24 protein-coding genes are annotated in these 22850 nt (G+C 68.6%); 17 read left to right on the top strand and 7 right to left on the bottom strand.

The window, feature by feature from the left end; all coding sequences use genetic code 11:
• Positions 1–20: 20 nt before the first annotated feature.
• Entirely contained in the window at positions 21–437 is a 417-nt protein-coding gene (locus K8940_RS17275) for a VOC family protein (protein ID WP_223391306.1), read from the top strand.
• Here K8940_RS17275 and K8940_RS17270 read toward each other — a convergent pair.
• Complete coding sequence (locus K8940_RS17270) at positions 421–2121, bottom strand: FAD-dependent oxidoreductase (RefSeq protein ID WP_223391305.1); 1701 nt, start codon at positions 2119–2121, stop codon at positions 421–423. The genes K8940_RS17275 and K8940_RS17270 overlap by 17 nt on opposite strands.
• 133 nt (positions 2122–2254) lie before the next feature.
• On the opposite strand from K8940_RS17270, the gene K8940_RS17265 reads away from it, so the two are divergent.
• Positions 2255–3946, top strand: coding sequence for a carboxylesterase/lipase family protein (locus K8940_RS17265; protein WP_223391304.1), 1692 nt, complete (start codon positions 2255–2257; stop codon positions 3944–3946).
• Positions 3947–4028: 82 nt separating this feature from the next.
• Here the strand turns inward: K8940_RS17265 and K8940_RS17260 are convergent, their stop codons facing one another.
• Positions 4029–4544, bottom strand: coding sequence for a hypothetical protein (locus tag K8940_RS17260; RefSeq protein WP_223391303.1), 516 nt, complete (start codon positions 4542–4544; stop codon positions 4029–4031).
• Between the two features lie 254 nt (positions 4545–4798).
• Here K8940_RS17260 and K8940_RS17255 point away from each other — a divergent pair, with 254 nt between their 5' ends.
• The 4 genes from K8940_RS17255 (at position 4799) to K8940_RS17240 (ending at position 8191) form a co-directional block, all read left to right on the top strand.
• On the top strand, positions 4799–6088 hold the full coding sequence (locus K8940_RS17255) for a metal-dependent hydrolase family protein (RefSeq protein ID WP_223391302.1): 1290 nt from the start codon (positions 4799–4801) through the stop codon (positions 6086–6088).
• A gap of 72 nt (positions 6089–6160) precedes the next feature.
• Positions 6161–7168, top strand: coding sequence for a methionine ABC transporter ATP-binding protein (locus K8940_RS17250; protein WP_223391301.1), 1008 nt, complete (start codon positions 6161–6163; stop codon positions 7166–7168).
• The gene (locus tag K8940_RS17245; RefSeq protein ID WP_223391300.1) at positions 7168–7821 is read left to right on the top strand and encodes a methionine ABC transporter permease; all 654 of its coding nucleotides are present in this window, start codon (positions 7168–7170) and stop codon (positions 7819–7821) included. The genes K8940_RS17250 and K8940_RS17245 overlap by 1 nt, the downstream gene beginning before the upstream one ends.
• A gap of 7 nt (positions 7822–7828) precedes the next feature.
• Positions 7829–8191, top strand: coding sequence for a hypothetical protein (locus tag K8940_RS17240; protein ID WP_223391299.1), 363 nt, complete (start codon positions 7829–7831; stop codon positions 8189–8191).
• Here K8940_RS17240 and K8940_RS17235 read toward each other — a convergent pair.
• Complete coding sequence (locus K8940_RS17235; RefSeq protein WP_082769639.1) at positions 8188–8436, bottom strand: hypothetical protein; 249 nt, start codon at positions 8434–8436, stop codon at positions 8188–8190. The genes K8940_RS17240 and K8940_RS17235 overlap by 4 nt on opposite strands.
• A gap of 116 nt (positions 8437–8552) precedes the next feature.
• Between K8940_RS17235 and K8940_RS17230 the strand changes: the two genes are divergently transcribed.
• The 4 genes from K8940_RS17230 to K8940_RS17215 all read left to right on the top strand — a co-directional run bounded on the left by K8940_RS17230 (position 8553) and on the right by K8940_RS17215 (position 13995).
• On the top strand, positions 8553–9371 hold the full coding sequence (locus tag K8940_RS17230) for a MetQ/NlpA family ABC transporter substrate-binding protein (protein WP_223391298.1): 819 nt from the start codon (positions 8553–8555) through the stop codon (positions 9369–9371).
• A gap of 60 nt (positions 9372–9431) precedes the next feature.
• Complete coding sequence (locus K8940_RS17225) at positions 9432–10163, top strand: GntR family transcriptional regulator (protein WP_223391297.1); 732 nt, start codon at positions 9432–9434, stop codon at positions 10161–10163.
• Between the two features lie 152 nt (positions 10164–10315).
• On the top strand, positions 10316–12715 hold the full coding sequence (locus tag K8940_RS17220; RefSeq protein WP_223391296.1) for a TonB-dependent siderophore receptor: 2400 nt from the start codon (positions 10316–10318) through the stop codon (positions 12713–12715).
• On the top strand, positions 12715–13995 hold the full coding sequence (locus tag K8940_RS17215; RefSeq protein ID WP_223391295.1) for a CynX/NimT family MFS transporter: 1281 nt from the start codon (positions 12715–12717) through the stop codon (positions 13993–13995). Before K8940_RS17220 ends, K8940_RS17215 begins: the two co-directional genes overlap by 1 nt.
• A gap of 65 nt (positions 13996–14060) precedes the next feature.
• Here K8940_RS17215 and K8940_RS17210 read toward each other — a convergent pair whose 3' ends face one another.
• Together K8940_RS17210 and K8940_RS17205 are read right to left on the bottom strand one after the other, a co-directional pair.
• The gene (locus K8940_RS17210; protein WP_223391294.1) at positions 14061–14750 is read right to left on the bottom strand and encodes a TorF family putative porin; all 690 of its coding nucleotides are present in this window, start codon (positions 14748–14750) and stop codon (positions 14061–14063) included.
• A gap of 248 nt (positions 14751–14998) precedes the next feature.
• Positions 14999–15799, bottom strand: a complete 801-nt coding sequence (locus K8940_RS17205) for an SDR family NAD(P)-dependent oxidoreductase (RefSeq protein ID WP_223391293.1) — start codon at positions 15797–15799, stop codon at positions 14999–15001.
• Positions 15800–15878: 79 nt separating this feature from the next.
• Here K8940_RS17205 and queF point away from each other — a divergent pair, with 79 nt between their 5' ends.
• From queF to K8940_RS17190, 3 genes are all read left to right on the top strand, one after another.
• Positions 15879–16334, top strand: coding sequence for a preQ(1) synthase (gene queF, locus K8940_RS17200; RefSeq protein WP_223391292.1), 456 nt, complete (start codon positions 15879–15881; stop codon positions 16332–16334).
• 322 nt (positions 16335–16656) lie between these two features.
• On the top strand, positions 16657–17808 hold the full coding sequence (locus tag K8940_RS17195; RefSeq protein ID WP_223391291.1) for a sensor histidine kinase: 1152 nt from the start codon (positions 16657–16659) through the stop codon (positions 17806–17808).
• Positions 17808–18566, top strand: coding sequence for a LytR/AlgR family response regulator transcription factor (locus K8940_RS17190; RefSeq protein WP_223391290.1), 759 nt, complete (start codon positions 17808–17810; stop codon positions 18564–18566). Before K8940_RS17195 ends, K8940_RS17190 begins: the two co-directional genes overlap by 1 nt.
• On the opposite strand, the gene K8940_RS17185 is transcribed toward K8940_RS17190, so the two are convergent.
• Both K8940_RS17185 and K8940_RS17180 read right to left on the bottom strand, forming a co-directional pair.
• Positions 18563–18853, bottom strand: a complete 291-nt coding sequence (locus K8940_RS17185; protein ID WP_223391289.1) for a hypothetical protein — start codon at positions 18851–18853, stop codon at positions 18563–18565. The two genes, K8940_RS17190 and K8940_RS17185, sit on opposite strands and share 4 nt — an antisense overlap.
• A 34-nt stretch (positions 18854–18887) precedes the next feature.
• Entirely contained in the window at positions 18888–19505 is a 618-nt protein-coding gene (locus K8940_RS17180; RefSeq protein ID WP_223391288.1) for a nitroreductase, read from the bottom strand.
• A 73-nt stretch (positions 19506–19578) separates the two neighbouring features.
• Here K8940_RS17180 and K8940_RS17175 point away from each other — a divergent pair, with 73 nt between their 5' ends.
• From K8940_RS17175 to K8940_RS17160, 4 genes are all read left to right on the top strand, one after another.
• The gene (locus K8940_RS17175; RefSeq protein ID WP_223391287.1) at positions 19579–20184 is read left to right on the top strand and encodes an NUDIX domain-containing protein; all 606 of its coding nucleotides are present in this window, start codon (positions 19579–19581) and stop codon (positions 20182–20184) included.
• Positions 20185–20241: 57 nt separating this feature from the next.
• Positions 20242–21048: a hypothetical protein gene (locus tag K8940_RS17170; RefSeq protein ID WP_223391286.1), complete on the top strand. Its 807-nt coding sequence runs from the start codon at positions 20242–20244 to the stop codon at positions 21046–21048.
• A 109-nt stretch (positions 21049–21157) separates the two neighbouring features.
• A complete protein-coding gene (gene cysE, locus K8940_RS17165) occupies positions 21158–21988 on the top strand; it encodes a serine O-acetyltransferase (RefSeq protein WP_223391285.1) in 831 nt (276 codons plus the stop codon).
• Positions 21989–22002: 14 nt separating this feature from the next.
• Entirely contained in the window at positions 22003–22785 is a 783-nt protein-coding gene (locus K8940_RS17160; protein WP_223391284.1) for a glutaminyl-peptide cyclotransferase, read from the top strand.
• The last annotated feature ends 65 nt before the right edge of the window (positions 22786–22850 follow it).

Genomic DNA, 22850 nt, shown 5'->3' with positions numbered 1-22850 from the left:
GCCATTCAAGGAGGCCCGCCGTGTCCGTCCGCGCCGTCGACCACGTGAACATCGTCACCGAGCATCTGGAAGCCACGCGCGTCTTCTTCCAGGAGGTGCTGGGGCTGGAGGCGGGACCCCGGCCGCCGTTCGCGGTGACCGGCTACTGGCTCTACGCCGGCGAGCGGGCCCTGGTGCATATCCAAGTCGCCAAGGGGCCCGTGCGGCCGTCGGCCGAGGGCGCGCTGAACCACTTCGCCCTGGTGGCCACGGACTTCGACGGGATCCTGGAAAAGGTGAGGGCGCGCGGCCAGGCGCCGACCGTCGTGACGGTGCCAGGCACGCCCGTGCGCCAGGCCTTCTTTCTCGATCCCAACGGCGTGCGCATCGAGATCACCGAACCGACCGGGGCGATCCTGCCGGCGCTGACGCGTGAAGGCGTCAGTCCGTCGGCCTGAGCCGGCCGGCCTGCTCGGCGATCGTCCGGGCCGCGACGTAGCCGAAGGTCAGGCCGGGACCCAGCGTGATCCCCGGCCCGGCGTATTCGCCCGCCGTGATCGCGTTCATGTCGTTGCCGATCGCGTAGAGGCTGGGGATCGGCTGGTCGTCCTCGCCCAACACCCGGGCCGAGCCGTCGGTGACCAGACCGCGCGCCGAGCCCAGGTCGCCGGTGAAGATCTCGACCGCGTGGAACGGGCCCTGACGCAGCGGCGCCAGGTTGGGATGCGGCATGCGCGGATCACCCATGGCGCGGTTGTAGCTGCTCTCTCCCCGCTGGAAGTCGAGGTCCGTCCCGGCCTCCGCCTGACGATTGAAGCGTTCGACGCTCGCCTCCAGGGCGGCGGCCGGCAGCCCCAGGCGCTCGGCCAGGGCGGTCAGGGTCGGGGCGGCGATCAGGTAGCCGCTCGCCAGCAGCTTGCGATTGTCGCCTGGCGCGGGGCGGGCCAGGCCCAGGCCGTTGCGCTTCAGAGCCGGCGCGTCGGCGATCAGGAAGAAGCGCCGGCGTCCCGCCAGCCGCTCGGCGCGCATGGCGGTGACGAAGCGGTGGTAGGCGTTGGCCTCGTTGACGAACCGGCGGCCCTGGTCGTTGACGGCGATGACGCCCGGACGGGCGCGATCGGTGACGATGTGCGGGAAGGTCTCCTCGCGCCCGTCGGCGTGGCGGGCCTTGGACATCGGCGCCCAGTGGAAGTTCGAGATCATGTCGCCGCCCTCGCGCGCCCCGATCGCGACGGCCGCCTGCAACAGCGCGCCGTCCGCGCCGGCCGCGGCCATCGACAGGTGATCGCCGCCGGTGTCCGGGCGATCGGCCAGCACGCCGGGGCGGCGCGAGATCCCGCCGGTGTCGAGCACTACGGCGCCGGCGCGGATGCGCAGCGGCTCGCCGTCGGGACCGCGCGCGCGAACCCCGGCGACCCGCCCGTCCTCGATCAGCAGGCCCGTCGCCGGCGTCTCGGTCTCGATCCGCACGCCGCGATCCAGGCAGCCTTTCAGCAGGGCCGCGACCATGGCGTTGCCGATCACCAGGCGCGCGCCGCGCGCATGGGTCAGGCGGTCGCGCCAGAACCGCAGCATCAGCCGCGCGCAATGCAGGAACGAGGCCGGCGAGCGGCGGAAGTTCATGAAATGGCGCACGTCGATGCGGCTCAGCATCAGGCCGCCATAGAGCATCATGCCCGGCGGCGGCGCGCGCAGGCGGTTGAACCATGGACCCAGCTTTCGGCCGTCGAACTCCCTGACCTCCAGCGCCCGGCCGTTGTCGGTGGCGCCGGGGACATCCGGATAGTAGTCGGGCGACAGCGGCCGGACCGTGTAACGCAGCGCGGTGTGGTCCTCGAGGAAGGCCAGGGCCTCCGGGCCGCGGCTTAGGAACGCCTCGACCAGCGCATGATCATAGTGCTCGCCCAGCAGGGCGCGCAGATAGGCGCGGACCTTGTCGGGACTGTCGTCGAAGCCGCCGGCCTTGGCCTGGCGCGTACCGGGAATCCACAGCGCCCCGCCGGAGATCGCCGAGGTCCCGCCGATCAGGGCGTCCTTCTCCAGCACGATGACCTGGAGGCCCGCCTGGGCGGCGGTCACCGCGCAGGCCAGGCCCGGCCCGCCGCTGCCGACCACCACGACGTCACAGGCGATGTCGGTCACGATGCGCCTTGAAGGATCAAGCGGCCACGATCGCGAACCTCGCCCATGTCGGCCTTCCGTCGAAAAATGGTTGGACCAGTTAGTTAATAGATGGATAGTCGACGATAACAAGATCAAATCCAGGGAGGCGAGGATGGCGCGCGACGTGTTCGTGAAGGGGCTGGGACGGGTGAGCGGCGTGGCGCTGGCGGCGCTTTTGGCGGGCGCGGCCGTGGCCGGCGAGATGAACCCGATCCCGTCCGATCCCGTGACCATCGACGCCGGACGGGTGTCGGGGACACTGCTGGATGGCGGGCTGAAGGGCTATTTCGGCGTGCCGTTCGCCGCCCCGCCGGTGCGCGAAAACCGCTGGCGCGCGCCCCAACCCGTCAAGCCGTGGCGCGGGATCTACAACGCCGATACCAAGCGCGCCGAGTGCGTGCAGGGCCTGCGTTCCTCCAACATCAACCACTATTTCGGCGAGGAGGTCGCGGCCGAGGACTGCCTCTATCTGAACCTCTGGACGCCGGCGTCCGCGAAGGCCGGCGACAAGCTGCCGGTCGTGGTCTGGATCTATGGCGGCGGCTTCCAGGGCGGCTCGGCCTCGAACCCGGTCTATTCGGGCGAGCCCCTGGCGCGGAAGGGCGTGATCTACGTCGCGGCCAACTATCGCCTCGGCGTCTTCGGTTTCCTGGCCCATCCCGAGCTGACCGCCGAGGGCGGCCACAACGCCAGTGGTAACTGGGGCTTCCTGGACCAGGTCGCGGCGCTGCAATGGGTCCGGCGCAACATCGCCGCCTTCGGGGGCGATCCCGACAACATCACCCTGGCAGGCCAATCGGCCGGCTCGATGTCGATCAACAACCTGCAGGCCAGCCCGCTGGCCAAGGGGCTGTTCGCCCGTGTCCTAGGCATGAGCGGCGCCAGCGTTCGCGGCGGCCCGGCCGACATCGTCAGCCCTCTCAAGGACGCCGAGGCGCAAGGGCTGAAGCTGCAGGCGGCGATGAAGGCCGAGACCGTCGCCCAGATGCGGACCTTCTCGTCGGACAAGGTGGTCGCCCTGGTCCAGCAGGCCAGCGTGCGGGCCGGTCCTGACATCGACGGCTATTACTTGCCGGAGACGCCACAGGCGATCTTCGAGGCCGGCCGTCAGAACGACGTGCCGGTGCTGGCCGGCTCGACGGCCAACGACCTGGGCACGAACCCGCCGATCCGCGCGGCCAAGGACTTGGACCAGTACAAGGCGGCCGCCGCCCAGATGTACGGCGACAAGGCCGAGGCGTTCCTAAAGCTGTGGCCGGCCGCCAACGACGCAACCGCCGCGCGCCAGGCCGACGAGGTGGGACGCAGCGGCGGCTTCTCACTGGCGGTGCGCAACTGGGTGAAACTGCAGGCCCAGACCGGCAAGCAGCCCAGCTACCTGTTCATGGTCAGTCGCGTGCAGCCGTTCACGCCCGGGGTGACTTTCGCCGACTTCGACCCGAAGACGGCCGGCGCCTATCACATGTCGGACGTACCGTACTTCCTGGGCACCTACGAGGCGTTCAACCTGTTCCGGACCACGCGTGACTGGACGCCGCTGGATCGCGAGTTGTCCGAGAAGATGCAGGACGTGATCGTCGCCTACGCCAGGACCGGCGATCCGAACACCGCCCAGGTGAAGGTGGCGCGCTATGATCCGAAGAACGAGCAGCGCACCGAGTTCGGCGACGCCGTCACCATCCAGAAGCTCAACACCAAGGGCCTGGATTTCATGATGGAGACGCCCGTGGTCACGCCCCAACGCATGGGGCCGCCGCCTGCCACCGGGGCGACTCCTCGCCTTCCGGCCAGCCCTGCGTTCTAGGGGCTTCGCGCGCGACCAGCGATTGCGTCATCTCCTCGACCCCATGACCATCGGGTCGGCTGGGGTCGAGGAGGCGGATGGCTTAGCGAATCGCCGCGCGGGCCTGGCGGTCCAGGGCGCGGGCCTGTTCGTCGGTGACCTCGGCGTCGCCGTTGCCGCCGACGGTGGCGGACACGTTGGTCGCCGCTTCGCCGGCCGCGACCGCGCCCGAGCGACGCGTCGCGCCGTTCTGGAGCCAGTCGATATAGAGCAGGCGGTCGGCCGAAGTCATGCCGACGTCGAAGTTGCGGCTGCGCCAGCCTTGCTCCATGCCGACGCCTTCACCCTCGGTCGACAGGGCCTGGTAGTAGGTCTTGGCCGTGTTCAGGCGGCCGGTCTGCTGATAGGCGGTGGCCAGGTTGAAGCGGTTCACCACCGTCGGGGCCTCGGCGACCACGCGCTTTTGCAGGTTGGTGGCCATCCAGTAGTTGCCCTGGGCCAGTTCGTACTGGGCCTTATCCGACAGAGTCTGCCCGTCGGCGCGGGCCAGGGCGGCGGAGGCGCCGCCAAGCGTGAGGCCGAGCGCGGCCGTCACCAGAATAGCTTTGCTATTCAGCATGTCTAACTCTCCATAGATCTGATCGAGTAGTTGGTCTTGTGGTCAAGTTACTCGGGAGGAAACTAGATGGTTAGCGAAGTTTTGCTGTGTCGGTTCCCCGACCATTCAACAATTGTGTGGTAGAGCTTTTGAAGTGGGCTCGCTCTGTTGCGTGATGGTCACGTGGCCGGCGTTCCCGGATCCGTTAACGGGCGCTCGACGACCGCCCGCGCCGTGCTAGCGTCGCCGTGCGCAATCTTGGATGGGGACGATCGATGGGTGAGGGATTGAAGGCCGTGGCCTTGACGGCGGGGCTGCTGGCCGGCGTGTCGGCGGCCGGCGCGGCGAACGCGGCTCAGGTGGAGGCCGTCAGCGCCGCCCGCCTGTTGGATGTGACCACGGGCAAGTATGTCGACAACCCGCTGGTGATCGTCACCGACGGCCGCATCACCAGCATTGGCAAGAAGGGCGACGCCGCGCCCGCCGGCGCCACGGTCGTCGACCTGCCGGGCGCGACCCTGCTGCCTGGCCTGATCGACATGCACACCCATATCGACGGCCTGGCCGAGGTGGGTGGCTACAACAGCCTTCAGTACGGCGACCGCTTCTGGAGCGTGGTCCAGGTGGCCAACGCCAAGAAGACGTTGGAGGCCGGTTTCACCACCATCCGCAATGTCGGCTCGGCCGACTTCGACGACGTGGGCCTGCGCGAGGCGATCGACGCCGGCTACGTGATCGGGCCGCGCGTGGTCACGGCGACCTGGGCGATCGGGGCGACCGGCGGTCACTGCGACTCGACCTTCTTCCCGCCGTCGATGGACCAGAAGAGCCCCTACAACATCGACAGTCCCGACGAGGCGCGGAAGGTCGTCCGCACGCTCAAGAAGTACGGCGCCCAGGTGATCAAGATCTGCGCGACGGGCGGGGTGTTCTCGCGCGGCGACGAGCCGGGCCAGCAGCAGCTGACCTATGACGAGATGCACGCCGTGGCTGACGAGGCTCACATGGCCGGGCTGAAGGTCGCCGCCCACGCCCACGGCGCGGCCGGCATCCGCGAGGCGATCAAGGCCGGCATCGACACCATCGAGCACGCCAGCCTGGTCGACGACGAGGGGATCAAGCTGGCGGTCCAGCACGGGACCTACTTCTCGATGGACATCTACAACACCGACTACACCCAGGCCGAGGGCAAGAAGAACGGCGTGCTGGAGGACAATCTGCGCAAGGACCGCGATATCGGCGAGGTCCAGCGCCAGAACTTCAAGAAGGCGCTGAAGGCCGGTGTGAAGATGATCTACGGCACCGACGCCGGGGTCTATCCGCACGGCGACAACGCCAAGCAGTTTGCGGTCATGGTCCGCTATGGCGCGACGCCCCTGCAGGCGATCCAGTCGGCGACCGTGACCGCCGCCGAGGCCCTGGGCTGGAGCAAGGACGTCGGCCAGGTCGCTGTCGGCCGCTTCGGCGACATCATCGCGGTGGCGGGGGACCCGCTGGCCGACGTGACAGTCCTGGAAAAGCCGGTGTTCGTGATGAAGGGCGGCGCGGTGGTCAAGCAGCCCTGAGGGCCACCAGAGCCTCGACTATCGGACGGGGAGCGCCTAAGTGCAGCGCTCCCCATTCACAGGACCCTAGACGTGATCGCCTTCGAGGCCGTTTCCAAGACCTATGCAGCCGCCAAAGGGCCGGGGGGGCACGCGGCCCTCGGCGGGGTCTCGCTGTCGGTGAAGGCCGGCGAGGTGTTCGGCGTGATCGGCGCCTCGGGCGCGGGCAAGTCGACCCTGATCCGGCTGATCAACGGCCTGGAGACGCCGACCGGCGGCAAGGTGATCGTCGACGGCGACGACGTGGCGGCCCTGGGCGTCGAGGGCCTGCGGGCCCTGCGCCGCCGGGTTGGGATGATCTTCCAGCACTTCAACCTGCTGTCGGGCAAGACCGTCGCTCAGAACGTCGCTTTCCCGCTGAAGCTGGCCGGCCGCCCGGCCGCCGAGGTCAAGGCGCGCACGGCCGAGCTGCTGGAGCGTGTCGGTCTCTCGGAGCACGCCAACAAGTTCCCGGCCCAGCTGTCGGGCGGCCAGAAGCAGCGGGTCGGCATCGCCCGGGCCTTGGCCACCGGTCCCAAGATCCTGCTGTGCGACGAGGCCACAAGCGCCCTTGATCCCGAGACCACCGAGCAGATCCTGGACCTGATCTCGGGCCTGAACCGCGAGCTCGGCTTGACCATCGTGCTGATCACCCACGAGATGGACGTGGTCCGCCGCGTCTGCGACCGCGTCGCCGTGCTGGAGGCTGGCCGCGTGGTCGAAGAAGGTCCGGTCGAGGACGTCTTCCTGCATCCGACCAGCGACACGGCCCGCCGCTTCGTCAGCGAGGCGGACGGCGAGGTCGTCAGCGCGCCTGGCTTCGACGGTCGTGTCGTGCGCCTGACCTTCCAGGGCGAGGCGACTTACAAGCCGGTGCTGGGCGAGGTCGCCCGCGCGACCGGCGTCGACTATTCGATCCTGGGCGGCCGCATCCATCGCCTGCGCGAGACGCCCTACGGCCAGCTGACCCTGGCCTTGACCGGCGGCGACGTCGCCGCCGCCATCGCCCAGTTCCAGGCGGCCGGCGTCCGCGTGGACGATCTGAGCGGGGAGCGTCCCTGATGGAAAACATCGACTGGGCCGAGATCGGCCAGGCCACGCTCGACACCCTGGCGATGCTGGGCGGCTCGATGATCCTGACCGTCCTGCTGGGCCTGCCGCTGGGCGTGATCCTGTTTCTGACTGGAAAGGGCCAGATGCTGCAAAGCCGCCTGGCCAACGGCGTGCTGTCGCTGCTGGTCAACGTGCTGCGCTCGGTGCCCTTCGTGATCCTGTTGATCGTGATGATCCCGCTGACCGTGGCCCTGGTCGGCACCTCGCTGGGCGTGGCCGGCGCCATCCCGCCGCTGGTGGCGGGCGCGGCGCCATTCTTCGCGCGTCTGGTGGAGACCGCCCTGCGCGAGGTGGACAAGGGCGTGATCGAGGCCAGCTTCGCCATGGGCGCCAAGCGGCGTCAGGTGGTGCTGGGCGCGCTGCTGCCCGAGGCGCTGCCGGGTCTGATCGCCGCCGCGACCGTCACCGCCATCGCCCTGGTGTCCTACACCGCCATGGCCGGGGTGGTCGGGGCCGGCGGCCTGGGCGACCTGGCCATCCGCTTCGGCTACCAGCGCTTCCAGACCGACGTCATGATCGTGACCGTCATCCTGATGCTGGTGCTGGTGCAGGTGCTGCAGATGATCGGCGACGCGGTGGTTCGCCGGGTTTCCCACAAATAGAGCTTCCATGACCGACGACATCGACCAGACGGACGCGCTCGAAAGCGTTCATTGGGACCCCGCCTTCGCCAAGGGCCTGCTGGGCAAGACCCTGCTGATGAACCTGACCTTCCTCGACGACGATGGCGAGGTGCAGGAGCGCCAGCAGTTCTTCGGTGTGGTCATCGACGCGACCGAGGACGAGGGCATCGTGCTGGACCTCCTCGGCGAGCACGACGGCGACACCTACACCCTGCCGCCCCAGACCTCGGCCATCCAGGCGGCCGAGCCGGGCGTCACCACCCTGGCCGGCGACAAGCCCGACTTCGTGGCCAGCTGGATCATCCACGGCCTGCCCGACGCGCCCGAAGCGGCCAACGACGAGGACTAGGCCTGGTCGAACGGGAACGGCAACCGGCCGGCCTTGAACAGGATGTCCGGGTTCTCGTCGTAGTCGCCCAGTTCGACGTCGGCGCTGGCCGAGAAGGCGACGACGCCTTCGCGCAGCGGCGCCAGACGCTCGGCCTTGCGGCGCGCCTCCTCGGCGGTCTTGCAGCCGATCTGCTGCTCGGCCTTCAGGCCCTTGCCGCGTCCGGCGACATAGGCTTGCACGATGTGGACGGTTTCCTTGGCCATCCCCATCCAAGCCGCCTGTTCGCGGGCGCGGTCAAGCGATGGCTAACGCCCTCCCAGGAAATCTGATTTCCTCCAGAGCCGCCGACAGGGCAAAACCCTACCCGTCTGATCGCCTTATGGAGCCGTTCATGGTCGCCCGCCGCGCTTTTCTCGTTCTAGGCCTCGCCGCCATGACCCTGGCCGCCTGTGGCCCGAAAGCGCCCAAGGCCAGCGCGCCCGACACGCTGACCGTGGCCGCCACGGCCATCCCCCACGCCGAGGTGCTGGAGTTCATCAAGCCGAAGCTGGCCGCCGAGGGGCTGAAGCTGGAGATCAAGGTCTTCAACGACTACGTCCAGCCCAACACCCAGGTCGCCGAGAAGCGCATCGACGTGAACTACTTCCAGACGCTGCCCTATCTGGAGGACTTCAATCGCCAGAAGGGCACGGCTCTAATCCCGCTGCTGGGCGTCCATGTCGAGCCGATCGGCGCCTATTCGGCAAAGTGGAAGACGATCGGCGAGCTGCCGGACGGCGCCACGGTGGCCATTCCCAACGACGGTAGCACCGAGGGCCGCTCGCTGATCCTGCTGGCCAAGAACGGCGTCATCGGCCTGAAGGACCCCAACAACGCCCTCTCGACGGTCAAGGACATCACCAGCAATCCGAAGAACCTGAAGTTCAAGGAGCTGGAGGCGCCGGCCCTGCCGCGCGTGCTGAACCAGGTCGACCTGGCGGTGATCAACACCAACTACGCGCTCGACGCCAAGCTGAACCCGGCCAAGGACGCCCTGGTCATCGAGGACAAGACCAGCCCGTATGTGAACTACCTGGTCGGCCGCGCGGACAACAAGGACGACCCGCGCGTCAAGAAGCTGGAGGCGGCCCTGACCACGCCCGAGGTCAAGGCGTTCATCGAGCAGAAGTACGCCGGCGCGGTGTTGCCGGCGTTCTAACGACTGGCATGGTCTGAAATTTCAGATTACCTATCAGCGACCGCTGCACACGGACGCTCCATGGCCTCGCCTTCGCTGAAATCGACCGCCGGCCGCACGCTGGTGCTGGACGTGGCCAATTCGTCGGGCCTGGAGGATTGGGCCCCCGAGCTGCAGAAGACCAAGGTCTATGAGCGCATCCTGCTGGACCTGATCCTGGGCGAGCTGCCCGCCGGCGCGCGCCTTGACGAGCAGTCTCTGGCCGCGCGCTACGAGACGGGCCTGGCCGGGGTGCGCGACGCCCTGGGCCGGCTGGCGCTGGAAGGCCTGGTCGTGCGACGCGCCCGCTCGGGCACCCTGGTCGCGCCGCTGGATCTGGTGGAGCTGCGCCAGGGTTACGAGGCCCGCGTGCTGATCGAGCCGCACTGCGCGGCCCTGGCGGCGAAGAACGCCAGCAAGGCCGAGGCCCAGGCGATGTACGAGGTCTTCGCCGACGGCGAGGACGCCGCCCGCACCTGCGACCTGCCGGCCCTGGTGGCCATGGACCTGCGCTTCCACGCCCATGTGGCGCGGGCCTCGGGCAACCTGGCCCTGGCCCGCATCCTGATCCCCTTGCAGCACAAGGCCGCCCGCTTCTGGGTGTTCTCGTTCAACGGCGCCACCGAGCAGGAGCTGATGGACGAAATCGAGGAGCACCGCCAAGTCGCCCGCGTCATCGCCGGCGGCGACGCCGAGGCCTCGCGCCAGGCCATGCTGCGCATCCTGAACGTCCAGCCCGAGGCCCAGACCAGGCCCCACGTCGGCGCGGCCTAGACGCTGTGTAAGGTGAGGCTTCCTCGCCACAGCTCCATCATAATCTCTTGTAAAATGTCAGATGGCATTTTGACGAACATCAAGCGATCACCAGATATCGGCGACCAAGACCGCCGGGGCGTCCTGTCCGGCGGCGTGAAGGTTCGATCGCGATGCCGTCCAGACACGTCCTGCTCTCCGCCAGCGTCCTGGCGTTCTCCACGCTGAGCGGTCTGGCCGCGCAGGCAGAGACCCAGGTGGCCGATCAGGTCGACGCGGTGGTGATCGTGGCGCGCGACAAGGCGGGCCTGCTGGAGAAGCAACCCAGCGACACGGTGTTCGGCCTTTCCAAGCCGCTGATCGAGACCCCGCGCTCGGCCAGCCTGGTCAGCGACCTGACCCTGGAGCGCTACGGTGTCCTGACCCTGGATGGCGCCACCAAGGTCGCGCCGGGGACCCACACCGCCAGTTTCTATGGCGTGCCGGGCGCGCTGAACATCCGCGGCACCCTGGCCGAGAACTACTTCCGGGGCTTCAAGCGGGTGGAGAACCGCGGCACCTATTCGACCCCGATCGGCGGGGCCTCGCGCATCGAGATCCTGCGCGGCCCGCCGACCCCGGTCTACGGCGCCGGCAAGGTCGGCGGTCTGGTCAACTTCATTCCGAAGTCCGCCCGCGACGAGGGTCGTTTCCTGGCGCAGCCGGAAGGGGAGGTGACCGCCACCTTCGGCAGCTACAACAAGAAGCTGATCACCGCCCAGTTCGGCGCGCCTGTCACCCTGGGCAAGGCCGAGGGCGGGGTGTGGGTCTATGGCGAGGCCGAGGACAGCCACAGCTACTATCGTGGCATTTATCCGCGTCACCAGACGCTGGAGGTCTCGTCCGACTTTGATCTCGGGAACGGCTGGAGCACGGCCTTTGGCGGCATGGTGTTTCACTCGGACGGTGACGTGCAGACGCCGGGCTGGAACCGCCTGACCCAGGACCTGATCGACAACCGCACCTACATCACCGGCCGCGACACGACGCTGAAGGACGCCGACGGCAACGGCAGGCTTACCCCCAACGAGATCGGGTCGTATCCGTACGCCAGCGCCCTCTACCTAGCCTATTACGGCTTCCCCAGCAGCGACGCGGCCCACACCCTGGACACCGGCGTGGGCGCGACGAAGCTCGATCGCCGGACCGTCTACATCAGCCCGGCCGACTTCTCGAAGACCAACACCCAGACGCTCTATTTCGACCTGGCCAAGGACCTGGGCGGCGATCGCTCGATCAAGCTGCAGCTGTTCCACGACCGCCAGGACAACAAGCGCTTCGTCAGTTACGGCTATCCCTCGGCGGTGGACGCCAAGGTCAGCGAAATCCGCCTGACCTACGCCTTTCCGACCGATGTCGGCGCCGTCCACGCCCGCACCCTGGTCGGCGGTTCGCACCGCTGGTTCCAGGGCCGCCGGCGCGAGAGCTACAACAGCGGCCTGATCGCCCTGGACCGCCGCGACATCAGCTTCGGCGCCACAGCCACCGACACCATCGACAGCCCGTTCGACGACGAGCCCGGCGGTGTCGGCGTGCAGTGGGAGAACGACAATCGCTCCAAGTGGAAGCAGTCGGGCGTCTTCGTCACCTCCGACATCGACGTCGGCCGGCTGAACCTCGTCCTGGGCGGGCGCTGGGATCACTACGACGTCGAGAGCCAGGACACCGGCATCCTCAGCTATGTCGTGGCCGGCCGGCAGAAGGACGACCGCGACAAGGCCACGTACAGCGCCAGCCTGACCTACAAGCTGCCGATCGGGCTGATGCCGTACATCAGCTACGCCAAGGCCGCGGCGCTGGAGATGAGCCAGGCCGGCGACGTCGCCCCGAACCTCGTGGCCGACGGCTCGTGGCTGTCCAGCTCGGACCTGACCGAGGCCGGGGTGAAGTTCCAGCTGCTGAAGGGCACGCTGATCGGCTCGCTGGCCGCCTATCGCCAGAATCGCACCCAGATCGCTGGCGCGATCTCGCCGCCGACCGTGCAGGGCACGCGGGCCAAGGGCGTCGAGCTGGAGGTTCGCTGGCTGGCCTCAGAGCGCCTGTCCTTCACCTTCGCGGGCAACAGCCAGCGCACGACGGTGAAGGGCCCCGACACGTCGTTCCAGTACATCCCGGCCTATGCCGCCGGCGTGACAGGCGCGCAGGGCTATGGCGGCTCGTATGTAGTGTGGAGCTTCGCGTCCTTGCCGGGGCGGAGCGGCGACTACGCCTATACCCTGATCCCCAAGTCGGTGGTCAGCCTGTACGGGACCTACACCAGCGAAGGCTACGACTGGGGCCAGGCCGGGGCGACGGTCGGGGTGAGCCACGTCAGCCGCACGGCGGGCACGGTGCAGAACGCGGTGCATTGTCCGGCCTACAGCCTGGTCAACGCCTCGGCATATGTGCAGCGCGGGCCTTACGCGGTGTCGATCAATATCGATAACCTGTTCGACAAGTTCTATTTCACCCCCGACGCCGACACCTACGCCAACCTCGGCGCGCTTCCCGGCAAGGGGCGTGAATGGCGGGCCACCCTGAAGCGGACGTTCTGATGGTGATCGAAACTCAAGACCGCTTCCGCCCCTGGCTGCTGCTGGCCGGGTTCAGCCTGCTGTTGTTCCTGATCACGGCCTCGACCTACGGCTCGCTGGGCGTCGTCCTGCCGGCCATGATCGGCGAGCTGAAATGGAGCTTCGAGAAGGCGTTCCTGGGCTTTTCGGTGCTGGGCGTCTTCACCGGCGCCTCGTCGTGGTTGCCGGCCATCCTGATCCGCCGGATCGGCGTGCGCGGCACGCTGCTGGCGGGTGCGGCGGTGCTGGCGGGCGGGTTCGTGGGACTGGCCAATTCGGAAAGCCTGCTCAGCTACTATGCCGGCGCGGCCGCGTGCGGCGTCGGTTTCCAGATGGCGGCGCTGATTCCCGGCACCCACGTGCTGTCCTCGCTGTTTCGTAAGCGCGCCCTGCCGTTCGGGATCTATTTCACCTTCGGCTCGCTGGGCGGGGCGGCGGGGCCGTGGATGGCCCTGACCCTGATGGGCGGCAGCGGGAACGACTGGCGGCTGTACTGGATCGTCCAGGCCGCGCTGGCCGCCCTGGTCGGCCTGGTCTGCGCGGTGATGGTCGGCGGTTCGAAATGGCTGGCGCGGGCCGCCCACGAGGTCGACCTGGAGGTCGAGCAGGAGGCCCGCGAGGCGCCCGCCAACGCCCGAGTCTATCGCACGCCCTACGAATGGACCGTGCCCCAGGCCCTGCGCACGCCGCAGTTCTACATCCTTGTGGCCGCTTATTTCAGTCACCTGCTGGTCGGGGTGACGGTGGCCAGCGTGTCGGTGACCCACCTGACCGAGTTGGGCGTCGCCGCCGGCGTCGCCGCTGTCGCCGCGGGCACCCTGGCCGCCAAGATGCTGAGTCTTGAATCGCTGATGCAGACCCTGGCGCGGCTGGCTGGCGGGGCGCTGGGCGACCGTGTCGATCCGCGCTGGCTTCTGGTCCTGGCGCAAGGGATGCTGGTCGTCGGCCTGCTGGCCCTGGCCCATGCGGCCACGCCGGTCCTGATGCTAGTCTACGCCATCGGCACGGGGGTCGGCTTCGGCTTGACCGTCCTGGCCGTCACCGTGCTGCTGCTGAACTACTACGGCCGCCAGAGTAATCTGGAGCTCTTCTCGCTGACCTGCCTGGTCGGCGCGGTGTCGGCGGCCGGGCCGTTCATCGCCGGCGCCATGCGCGACCGCCTCGGCGGGTTCGCCCCGACCTTCCAACTGTTCGCGGCCGTCACGGCGGTGGTGTTCGTGGCGGTGCTGGCCATGCGGCCGCCGAAAATCCCCGCGGTCTGACGAGCAAAAGAAAAGCCGCCCCGGCGAACCGGGGCGGCTGATCTCGTCTACCCAAGTCGTAAGACTTAGAACGCGGCCTTCAGGCCGACGACGACGCGGCTGTCGTAGATCTTGCCGTAGCCGTGTTCGTCGGTGTCGTGGTAGCGCAGGTCCAGGCCCAGCTTGTCGGTCAGGGCGTAGGTCAGGCCGACGTTCCAGGTGGCGTAGTCGCCGCTCTTGTCGATTTCCTGGTGGCCCAGGGCGCCGCTCAGGGTCAGCTTTTCCATCACCGGCACCGAGCCGTTGACTTCGTAGTACAGCGACTTGCCGAGGTCGGTCGGATATTCCGGGCTGTAGTAGACGGCCAGGCCGAAGGTGGCCGGACCGACGGCGCGCGAGGCGGCGGCCTTCAGTTCGACGTAGCTGTACGAACCGGCGGCGCCCTTGTCCTTGGCGTAGCCGTAGTACAGGACGCCCAGGTCGAACGAGGTGTCGCCGATGGTCGGACGGACGCCAGCGTACAGGTCGATTTCGGCGGTCGGATCATCGGTGCCGAAGTCGACGTTCGAGGCCCAGACGCCCGCGTAGCCGATGCCGTAGGTGGCGTCGACGCCGCCTTGGATGGCCGGGTCTTCCATGGTCTGGCTCACGCCACGGAACACGTAGTCGCTGGTGACGCCGACGTTGTACGAGAGCTTCAGCTCCTCGGCCATCGCGGCGCCGCTCAGGGCGACCGTAGCGGCGGCGGCGGCCAGCGCGATCTTCATGGCTTTCATAAATTCTATCCCCTTTTCTGTGTCGTCTCTCGGGTTGGTTCCCGAGCCCCGACGGCGCCTGCAAGCGCGTTGCGTCCCCGGTCGATTAGTCGAGGGCGCGCCTCTAGTTGCAATCAAGGGAATCCGAACGCCAGCGAGAAGGGCGCCTCCCGCCCAAGATTTGAGCGTAGTGTGACGATTTTGCTTCAGAACGCACGCAGTTCGGCCACAGGCGCCGGAAAGCCGAAATGAGCTTGGCTGTGGCGAGGTTAACGCATCGCCAGACTCGCTCCGCCCAGGTGCAGACCCGCGTCGACCAGCAGGGTCTCGCCGGTGATATGGCGCGAGGCCGGCGAGGCCAGGAAGACGGCGGCGCCGGCGATGTCCTCGGCGGTCGAGGCGACCTTCAGGGGCGTGGCGGCGGCCGCGCCGGCGCGCAGGCGCTCCAGCGACTCGTCGGACATGTTCTTGAACCACGGCGTGTCGATGAAGCCCGGGCAGATGGCGTTGACGCGGATGCGCGGACCCAGCGACCGGGCCAGGGACAGGGTCATGGTGGTCATCGCCCCCTTCGAGGCGGCGTAGGGGATGGACGAGCCGATGCCCTGGACGGCGGCGATTGAACTGGTGTTGACCACCGCGCCCGGGGCCGGCGCGGCCTCCAGCAGCGCGCGGGCGGCGCGGACCATCTGGAAGGCGCCCACGACATTGACCGAATAGAGCCCCAGGAAGTCCTCGGCGTTCACGGCGTCGAGGTCGGCGTGGTTGGGGGCGAACTTGGTGACGCCGGCGTTGTTGAACAGGGCGTCGATCCGGCCCGTCGGCTCGGCGGCGGCGGCGATCTTCCTGCAGTCTTCTTCGCGGGCGACATCGCCCTGGACCAGCGTGGCCTTGGCGCCCTCGGCCTCGACCAGGCGGGCGGTCTCCCGCGCTTCCTCGGCGCTGCTGGCGTAGTTGACGACCACGAGGGCCGCGCCGCGCCGGGCCACCTCGACCGCGATCGCGCGGCCCAGGCCCGTCGAGGCCCCCGTGATCACCACCGTGAAGCCGTCGAAGTCCCGCATGACCATCTCCCGAACAGTTGTTCGCGACTTTGTAGCGAGGCCCGCGCGGCTTGTCTCGCGGGGCAGGGAGGCCTAAATCGCGGCGATGACCGATCTGAACGTCACCCAACTGGGCCGCGTCGTCGACGCCCCCGAGAACCCCGAGGCCGCCGTCCTCGAGCGCGTGCCCAATCCGCAGAGCGACGTGCTCTATCTGGCGCGCTTCGTCGCGCCGGAGTTCACCTCGCTGTGCCCCGTCACCGGCCAGCCGGACTTCGCCCATCTGGTGATCGACTACGCGCCGGGCGACTGGCTGATCGAGAGCAAGTCGCTGAAGCTCTATCTGACCAGCTTTCGCAACCACGGCTCGTTCCACGAGGACTGCACAGTCAAGGTCGCCCGCAAGATCGTCGAGGTCGCCCAGCCCCGCTGGCTGCGCATCGGCGGCTACTGGTACCCGCGCGGCGGCATCCCGATCGATGTGTTCTGGCAGACCGGCCCCGCGCCGGAAGGCCTGTGGGTCCCCGACCAAGGCGTGGCCCCCTATCGCGGCCGCGGCTGACGAACAGAAAAGAAGGGCGCGCCTCCCCGGCGCGCCCTTTTTCCTTGGCCGCGCCAAGGCGCCGTCGCGAGTGGGGTGCGACAGGCAAGTGAGGAGTGTCCTTCCGTACGCCCCATCTCCAAAATTGGCTTGGGGAGCGGTATGGCGCGTTATGAGGGCAGCGCGCCGAGCGTCCGGAAGGACCCGTCCTCATCGCCCGCCTGGGCCGCGCCGTCAGCGGCCATGCGACCGGGGCGCACGAACCGGCGGCGGAGCGACGAAACCGGACGCTGGTGCGTCGGGCGGGGGCTGCGCGCGGCGGCGCTTCGGCTAGACTGCGGCCATGAAAGATGTCGACGTCGGGCTGAAGTCGGACCTTTTCAGGCAGGCGCTCCTCCTCACGCTCGGCGTGTGGGGGCTGGACACGCTGTTGTTCGCCTTGCCGTACCTGGCCAGCGGCAAGCCGCCGCTGCCGGGCGTCCTGGCCAGCCACTTCCTGTTCATGGGTCTGGGAGCGCTGCTCTCGGGCCTGGTCTATGTCCGCGCCCGCCGCACCCTGGAGGCGGAACAGCCGGTGCGCTTCGCGGCCCTGGCGCCGGCGGTGGTCGGGCTGGGCCTGGTGATGGCCGTGTCCGACATGCTGATCGGCGGCCAACTCCGGGCGGTGCTGGACGGGACCCATCCGCCGGCCCGCGTCATGGCCACTCGCGCCGTCAGCCAGTTCCTGGTCGGCGCCTGGATGTTCGCTCTACTGGGCGCGCTCTATCTGATGATGATCGCGGTGCGGGTGACGCGCGAGCGTGAGCGGCAGTTGGCCGACGCCCGCGCCCAGGCCCTGGCCGCCGAGGCCCAGGCCAGCGCCGCGCGCCTGGCGGCCCTGCGCTACCAGCTCAACCCGCACTTCCTGTTCAACACCCTGAACGCCGTCTCCTCTGCGGTGATCACCGGCCGCAACGACGAGGCCGAGTCGATGCTGGCGCGCCTGGCCGAGTTCCTGCGCCTGACCCTGGCGGCCGACCCCGAGGCGATGATCCCGTTGGACGACGAACTGGCCACCCTGCAGGCCTATCTCGAGATCGAGAGCGTGCGCTTCCGCGACCGGCTGGGGCTGGAGTTCTCGTGCCCCAACGAACTGCGCGCGGCCCTGGTCCCCAGCTTCATCCTGCAGCCGCTGATCGAGAACGCGGTCAAGCACGGCGTGGCCCCGACCAGCCGGCCGGTGACCATCCGGCTGGAGGCCTCGCGCGACGGCGACGACCTGGTGGTGATCGTCGAGGACGACGGCGAGGCGCCGGCCCATCAGGCGGGTGGCCAAAAGACGGAAGGCATGGGCGTGGGCCTGACCAATGTCCGCCAGCGGCTGGAGGTGCTTTATGGCCCGCGCGGCGTGCTGCAGGCGGCCCCGCGCGAGCGCGGCTTCCTGGTGCTGGTCCGCATCCCCCTGCGACTGGAAACGGCGACGGGCGCAAGCGTGACAGGGGCGAGGGCGGCGTGATGGAACTGAAGGTCCTGTTGGTCGACGACGAGCCGGCGGCGCTGGAGCGGCTGTCGGCCCTGTTCGCCCAGATCCCCGACACCCGGCTGGTCGGCGTGGCCCGCAACGGCCGCGAGGCCGGCCAGGCCATCGCCGAGCTGGCGCCGGACCTGGTCATGCTGGACATCCAGATGCCCGAGCTGAGCGGCCTGGCCCTGGCGTCCGAACTGCCGGTGGAGACGCGGCCCGAGATCGTCTTCGTCACCGCCTTCGAGGTCTACGCCGCCGACGCCTTCGCGGTCGAGGCCGCCGACTATCTGTTGAAGCCCGTGCGTTTCGACCGCCTGCGCCAGGCCGTCGAGCGGGCTCGTCGCCGCCGCACCCTGCAGAAGGCCTTCGAGCAGGCCGAGGCCGCGCCGATCCGCGACAACGACCTGGATGGCATCTGGGTCGCCACCCGCCAGGGTCATGTGCGCGTGGCGGTGAGCGAGATAGACTGGATCGAGGCGGCCAAGGACTACGTCCTCCTGCACACGGCCACTCGCAGCCACATCCACCGGATCACCATGAGCGCGCTGGAGCAGGCGCTGGACCCGGCCCGGATGATCCGCGTCCACCGCTCGGCCTTCGTCAGCCCGGATCGGGTCGAGGCGGTCAACCGCCTGGGCAAGGGGCTGATCGCCCTCGTGCTGAGGGACGGCGTCGCCGTGCCGGTGGGCCCGACCTATGTGAAGGCGGTGCAGGCGCGGCTGGGGCTGGGGTGCCTGGAGGAGGTTTAGGTCTTCGACAGCCGTCGCCGGTTCGCCCGCACCTTCTTGCGCAAATGCGCCAGGGATCCCGACGCGATGGCCGGCGCAGAGGCGCCCAGCTGGCCGGTCATGGCCAGCATCGGCAGGGTCAAGCTGGTCGCCAGCTTCTCGTTGACCATCAGCTGGGCCTCGGCCTGGGCCGCCGCGCCGCCGGCGGCCAGCTTCATCATGCGCAGGCCGATCACCGTCGAGGCTTCCAGTCCCAGCGACCAGGAATCGAAGGCCAGGCTCGTCCAGGGGTCTTTGCGCTTGGCCATGTCGTGTCCTCGTTGTCGGTGGAACGCGCCGAACCTAGGCCGGGCTCCATTCGCTGGTGATCGCGGCCACATCGGGGCGCACGCGCTCCTGCGGCTGCTCGGTCGTCGTACCCAGATAAAGATAGCCGGCCACCTGCTCGCCCTCGGCCAGCCCCAGAATAGCGGTGGCGCGCGGGTCGTAGCTGTACCAGTCGGTGATCCAATTGGCGCCCCAGCCCAGGGCCGAGGCGGCCAGCAGCATCTGGTGACAGACGGCCGAGGCGCTCTGGCGCTGCTCCCACTCCGGGATTTCGCCCGGGATGAAGCGCGAGATCACGGCCACGGCGACAGGCGGGCGGGTCAGCTTGCGCAAAGCGGCCTTGGCCTTGGTCGGATTGGCCTGGCTGTCGGCCAGGTCGGTGATCTTCGCGGCGAAGGCGTCCTTGGCCGCGCCTTGCAGGATCACGAACCGCCAGGGAGCCAGCTTGCCGTGGTCGGGCACGCGGACGGCCAGGCGCAGGATGTCGGCCAGTTGGTCCGCGTCCGGCCCCGGCGCGGCCAGGGCCATGGCGCTGGCCGAGCGACGGCGCGCCAGGAAGGCGACGACCTCGGGGGCCGCCTCGACCGGCAGCGTTTCGCCAAATTCGGGGGCGGGGGGGACGGAAGCTGCCAAGACGTCATCTCCGAAGCGTTGTAAGCCGCACACCTATGGCCGGACCCCGGCCGCCACAAGTCGCGAGCCGCCGATGTCTCAAAAGCCTGCCTGGCTGAAGCCGCACGGAAAGCCCTGGGGCGTCTCGTCCAGTCAAGTCGTATACGACAACCCCTGGATCACGGTGACCGAATACCAGGCGATCGCGCCGACGGGGCGTCCGGCGCTGTACGGCAAGATCGGTTTCAAGAACCAGGCGATCGGCGTCCTGCCGCTGCACGCGGATGGCACGGTGACCCTGGTCGGCCAGAACCGCTTCTCCCTGGCCAATTACAGCTGGGAGCTGCCCGAGGGCGGCGCGCCGCACGGCGAGGATCCGCTGGACGGCGCCAAGCGCGAACTGGCCGAGGAGGTTGGGCTGCAGGCCGCGGACTGGCGCCAGGTCCTGCGCATGGAGCTGTCCAACTCGGTTACCGACGAGATCGCCACTGGCTTCCTGGCCATGGAGCTTACGCCTACCGCCACCGCGCCGGACGAGACCGAGGACCTGGCCGTCGCTCGTGTTCCCTTTCGCGAGGCCCTGGACGCGGCGGTCGGCGGCCACATGCCCGACGCGATCTCCGTGGCGCTGCTGCTGCGGGTCCACCTGATGGCGGTGCGCGGCGAACTGCCGGCCGAGCTGGCGGCGCTGATCGTCTAGGCGCGGAATTGATCCTGATCGTGTTCGCTGGTCGCGTTTTCGGCCAGAAGCCCGGCCATGCAGATTTCCAAGACGCCCCACTTGACGCCCCAGACCCTGGTCGGCCGCCGGTTCGCGCCGGACGTCTTCGGCGACGTGAAGGTGGCCCTGGTCGGCTACTGCCCGCCGCCCTCGGCCCTGGATCGCTACGATCCCGAGCGCGTCGAGGACCAGCATTTCATCCACGTCTCGCCCGACAGCGTGCGGCTGCTGACCCACGGCGGGCGGCGGTTCCTGTCTCTAGCCCACGTCTATGGCGGGCCGGTGTCCAGCTCGACGGCCGAGGAGCTGGCCTATTACGGGATCGAGCTCGTTTTGGCCTACGGGCTGGCCGGCGGTCTCGGGACCCGAGACCTGAGCATGGGCGACTTCTACCTCGCCGAAGACACGCTGGCGGCGGACGGCACGACGCCGCATTACACCGGCGCCCGCATCCTGCGGGCGGACCAGGGACTGATCGACGCCACGCTCGCCTCGTGGCCCGGTCCGACGCCGCTTTACCCGGTGCGGGTGGCGACGGGCGATGCGATCTATCGCGAATATGACGCCATGCTGGACGCCTATCGGCTCGAGGGCTGCGACATCGTCAATCTGGACTGCGCCCATCTCTACGCCGCGGCGCGGATCAATTCGGCCGGACGGCGGATGCGGACGATGCAGTGCGGGGTGATTTCCGACGTGGTTCCGGCCGGGCCCGAGGCCGTGTCCAGCAGCACGCTTTCAGCCATGCTGGCCGGGGGCGGCGAGGGGCTGAACCCGCTGGAACGCACCGGCGAGATCGTTTCTTTCTTCATCGAGACCTTGACGCCAGCGCTTCAGCCCTGATCTGAGCGGGGCGCGCCCGCGCGGGACGTCCGAACGTTCCGTGAGGGATTTGTGGAGCATTTCGTATAAGGATGCTCTATCCGCCTAGCCTGCGGGAAGGGAGAGCCCTATGGCCAAGCCTTTGGAAGTCGTGACGCCGGACACCGAGACCCCGGTCTGGGTGGCCCTGCGCAATCAGGCCGAACACGCCGCCAAGGCCGAGCCGGCCCTGGCCTCGCTGCTGAACGCCGTGGTGCTGAGCCACGACAACCTGGCCGATGCGCTGAGCTTCCAGCTGGCACGCAAGCTGGGCGACCAGGAGCTGCGGGCCATGACGGCGCGCGAGTTCGCCGCCGACGCCTTCAAGAGCGACCCGTCGATCGTCGAGGCGGCCGAGGCCGATCTCAAGGCGGTGTTCGAGCGTGATCCCGCCTGCAAGGGCTATGTCCAGCCGTTCCTGTTCTTCAAGGGCTTCGCCGCCCTGCAGACCCACCGCGTCTCGCACTGGCTGTGGACGCAGGGGCGCGAGACCCTGGCCTTCTACCTGCAGAGCAAGGCCAGCGAGGTCTTCCAGGTCGACATCAATCCGGCCGCCCGCATCGGCAAGGGCGTGTTCATCGACCACGGCACCGGCATCGTCATCGGCGAGACCGCGGTGGTCGGCGACGACGTCTCGATGCTGCACGGCGTGACCCTGGGCGGCACCGGCGCCGAGCGCGGCGACCGCCACCCCAAGATCGGCAACGGCGTCCTGCTGGGCGCGGGCGCCAAGGTGCTGGGCAACATCACCGTCGGCGACTACGCCAAGATCGCATCGGGCTCGGTGGTGCTGCGCCCCGTGCCGGCCCACTGCACGGCCGCCGGCGTGCCCGCCCGCCTGGTCAACTGCCCGACCTGCGAGGAGCCGGCCCGGACCATGGACCACACCCTGGCCGAGACCGTCTATTCGTACGAAATCTAGTCGGCGAGTTCCGCGTGAAATCCATCCTGCGTAGCCTGGGCGGTCTGCTGTTCGCGGCCGCCCTTTCCATGAGCGCGCCGGCCTGGGCCGCCACCGCGCCCGTCGGCGGCTACACGGTGGTGAAGGCCTATCCGCACGACGCCAACGCCTTCACCGAAGGGCTGTTCTATCGAGACGGCTTCATGTTCGAGAGCACGGGCCTGAAGGACCGCTCGTTCATCCGCAAATGGAACCTCGAGACCGGCTTCTCAGAGCAGGAGCGCCTGCTGGACAGCCGCTATTTCGGCGAAGGCATCGTCGACTGGAAGAACCGGCTCTACGAGCTGACCTGGACCGACGAGATCGGCTTCATCTACGACATCGACACCTTCGAGAAGGTCGGTGAGTTCAGCTATTCGGGCGAGGGCTGGGCCCTGACCCGCGACGACAAGCGACTGATCATGAGCGACGGCACCTCGTTCATCCGCTTCCTGGATCCAGAGACCCTGAAGGAGACCGGCCGCATCGAGGTGACCGACCACGGCGTGCCGGTGCGGAACCTGAACGAGCTGGAATATGTGAAGGGCGAGCTGCTGGCCAATGTCTGGCAGACCACCCGCATCGCCAGGATCAACCTGGCCACGGGCGAGGTCACGGCTTGGATCGAGTTGGCGGGGCTCCTCAAGGAAGCTGGGGTCACCGGCCAGCGCGACGACGTCCTGAACGGCATCGCCTACGACGCGGCCAAGGACCGGCTGTTCGTCACCGGCAAGCTGTGGCCCAAGCTGTTCGAAATAAAGTTGCTGCCGCCGAGGTAGCTGGCGGAACCGCGTTCGGGGGCTGGCGTTTACCTTGCGTCCGCCCCTCTACGCCCCCCCGACCT

Source organism: Caulobacter segnis, from assembly GCF_019931575.1.
GTDB classification, from domain to species: Bacteria; Pseudomonadota; Alphaproteobacteria; order Caulobacterales; family Caulobacteraceae; genus Caulobacter; species Caulobacter segnis_C.
This window is presented reverse-complemented; position numbering and strand designations above follow the sequence as displayed.

Excerpts from the sequence above, each read along its gene's own strand:
- K8940_RS17225 (WP_223391297.1), top strand. The coding sequence starts at position 9,432 with ATGGCCTCGCCTTCGCTGAAATCGACCGCCGGCCGCACGCTGGTGCTG.
- K8940_RS17215 (WP_223391295.1), top strand. The coding sequence starts at position 12,715 with ATGGTGATCGAAACTCAAGACCGCTTCCGCCCCTGGCTGCTGCTGGCC.
- cysE (WP_223391285.1), top strand. The coding sequence starts at position 21,158 with ATGGCCAAGCCTTTGGAAGTCGTGACGCCGGACACCGAGACCCCGGTC.
- K8940_RS17190 (WP_223391290.1), top strand. The coding sequence starts at position 17,808 with ATGGAACTGAAGGTCCTGTTGGTCGACGACGAGCCGGCGGCGCTGGAG.
- K8940_RS17185 (WP_223391289.1), bottom strand. The coding sequence starts at position 18,853 with ATGGCCAAGCGCAAAGACCCCTGGACGAGCCTGGCCTTCGATTCCTGG.
- K8940_RS17255 (WP_223391302.1), top strand. The coding sequence starts at position 4,799 with ATGGGTGAGGGATTGAAGGCCGTGGCCTTGACGGCGGGGCTGCTGGCC.
- K8940_RS17245 (WP_223391300.1), top strand. The coding sequence starts at position 7,168 with ATGGAAAACATCGACTGGGCCGAGATCGGCCAGGCCACGCTCGACACC.
- K8940_RS17205 (WP_223391293.1), bottom strand. The coding sequence starts at position 15,799 with ATGGTCATGCGGGACTTCGACGGCTTCACGGTGGTGATCACGGGGGCC.
- K8940_RS17240 (WP_223391299.1), top strand. The coding sequence starts at position 7,829 with ATGACCGACGACATCGACCAGACGGACGCGCTCGAAAGCGTTCATTGG.
- K8940_RS17220 (WP_223391296.1), top strand. The coding sequence starts at position 10,316 with ATGCCGTCCAGACACGTCCTGCTCTCCGCCAGCGTCCTGGCGTTCTCC.
- K8940_RS17170 (WP_223391286.1), top strand. The coding sequence starts at position 20,242 with ATGCAGATTTCCAAGACGCCCCACTTGACGCCCCAGACCCTGGTCGGC.
- queF (WP_223391292.1), top strand. The coding sequence starts at position 15,879 with ATGACCGATCTGAACGTCACCCAACTGGGCCGCGTCGTCGACGCCCCC.
- K8940_RS17260 (WP_223391303.1), bottom strand. The coding sequence starts at position 4,544 with ATGCTGAATAGCAAAGCTATTCTGGTGACGGCCGCGCTCGGCCTCACG.
- K8940_RS17230 (WP_223391298.1), top strand. The coding sequence starts at position 8,553 with ATGGAGCCGTTCATGGTCGCCCGCCGCGCTTTTCTCGTTCTAGGCCTC.
- K8940_RS17210 (WP_223391294.1), bottom strand. The coding sequence starts at position 14,750 with ATGAAAGCCATGAAGATCGCGCTGGCCGCCGCCGCCGCTACGGTCGCC.
- K8940_RS17175 (WP_223391287.1), top strand. The coding sequence starts at position 19,579 with ATGTCTCAAAAGCCTGCCTGGCTGAAGCCGCACGGAAAGCCCTGGGGC.
- K8940_RS17195 (WP_223391291.1), top strand. The coding sequence starts at position 16,657 with ATGAAAGATGTCGACGTCGGGCTGAAGTCGGACCTTTTCAGGCAGGCG.
- K8940_RS17235 (WP_082769639.1), bottom strand. The coding sequence starts at position 8,436 with ATGGCCAAGGAAACCGTCCACATCGTGCAAGCCTATGTCGCCGGACGC.
- K8940_RS17265 (WP_223391304.1), top strand. The coding sequence starts at position 2,255 with ATGGCGCGCGACGTGTTCGTGAAGGGGCTGGGACGGGTGAGCGGCGTG.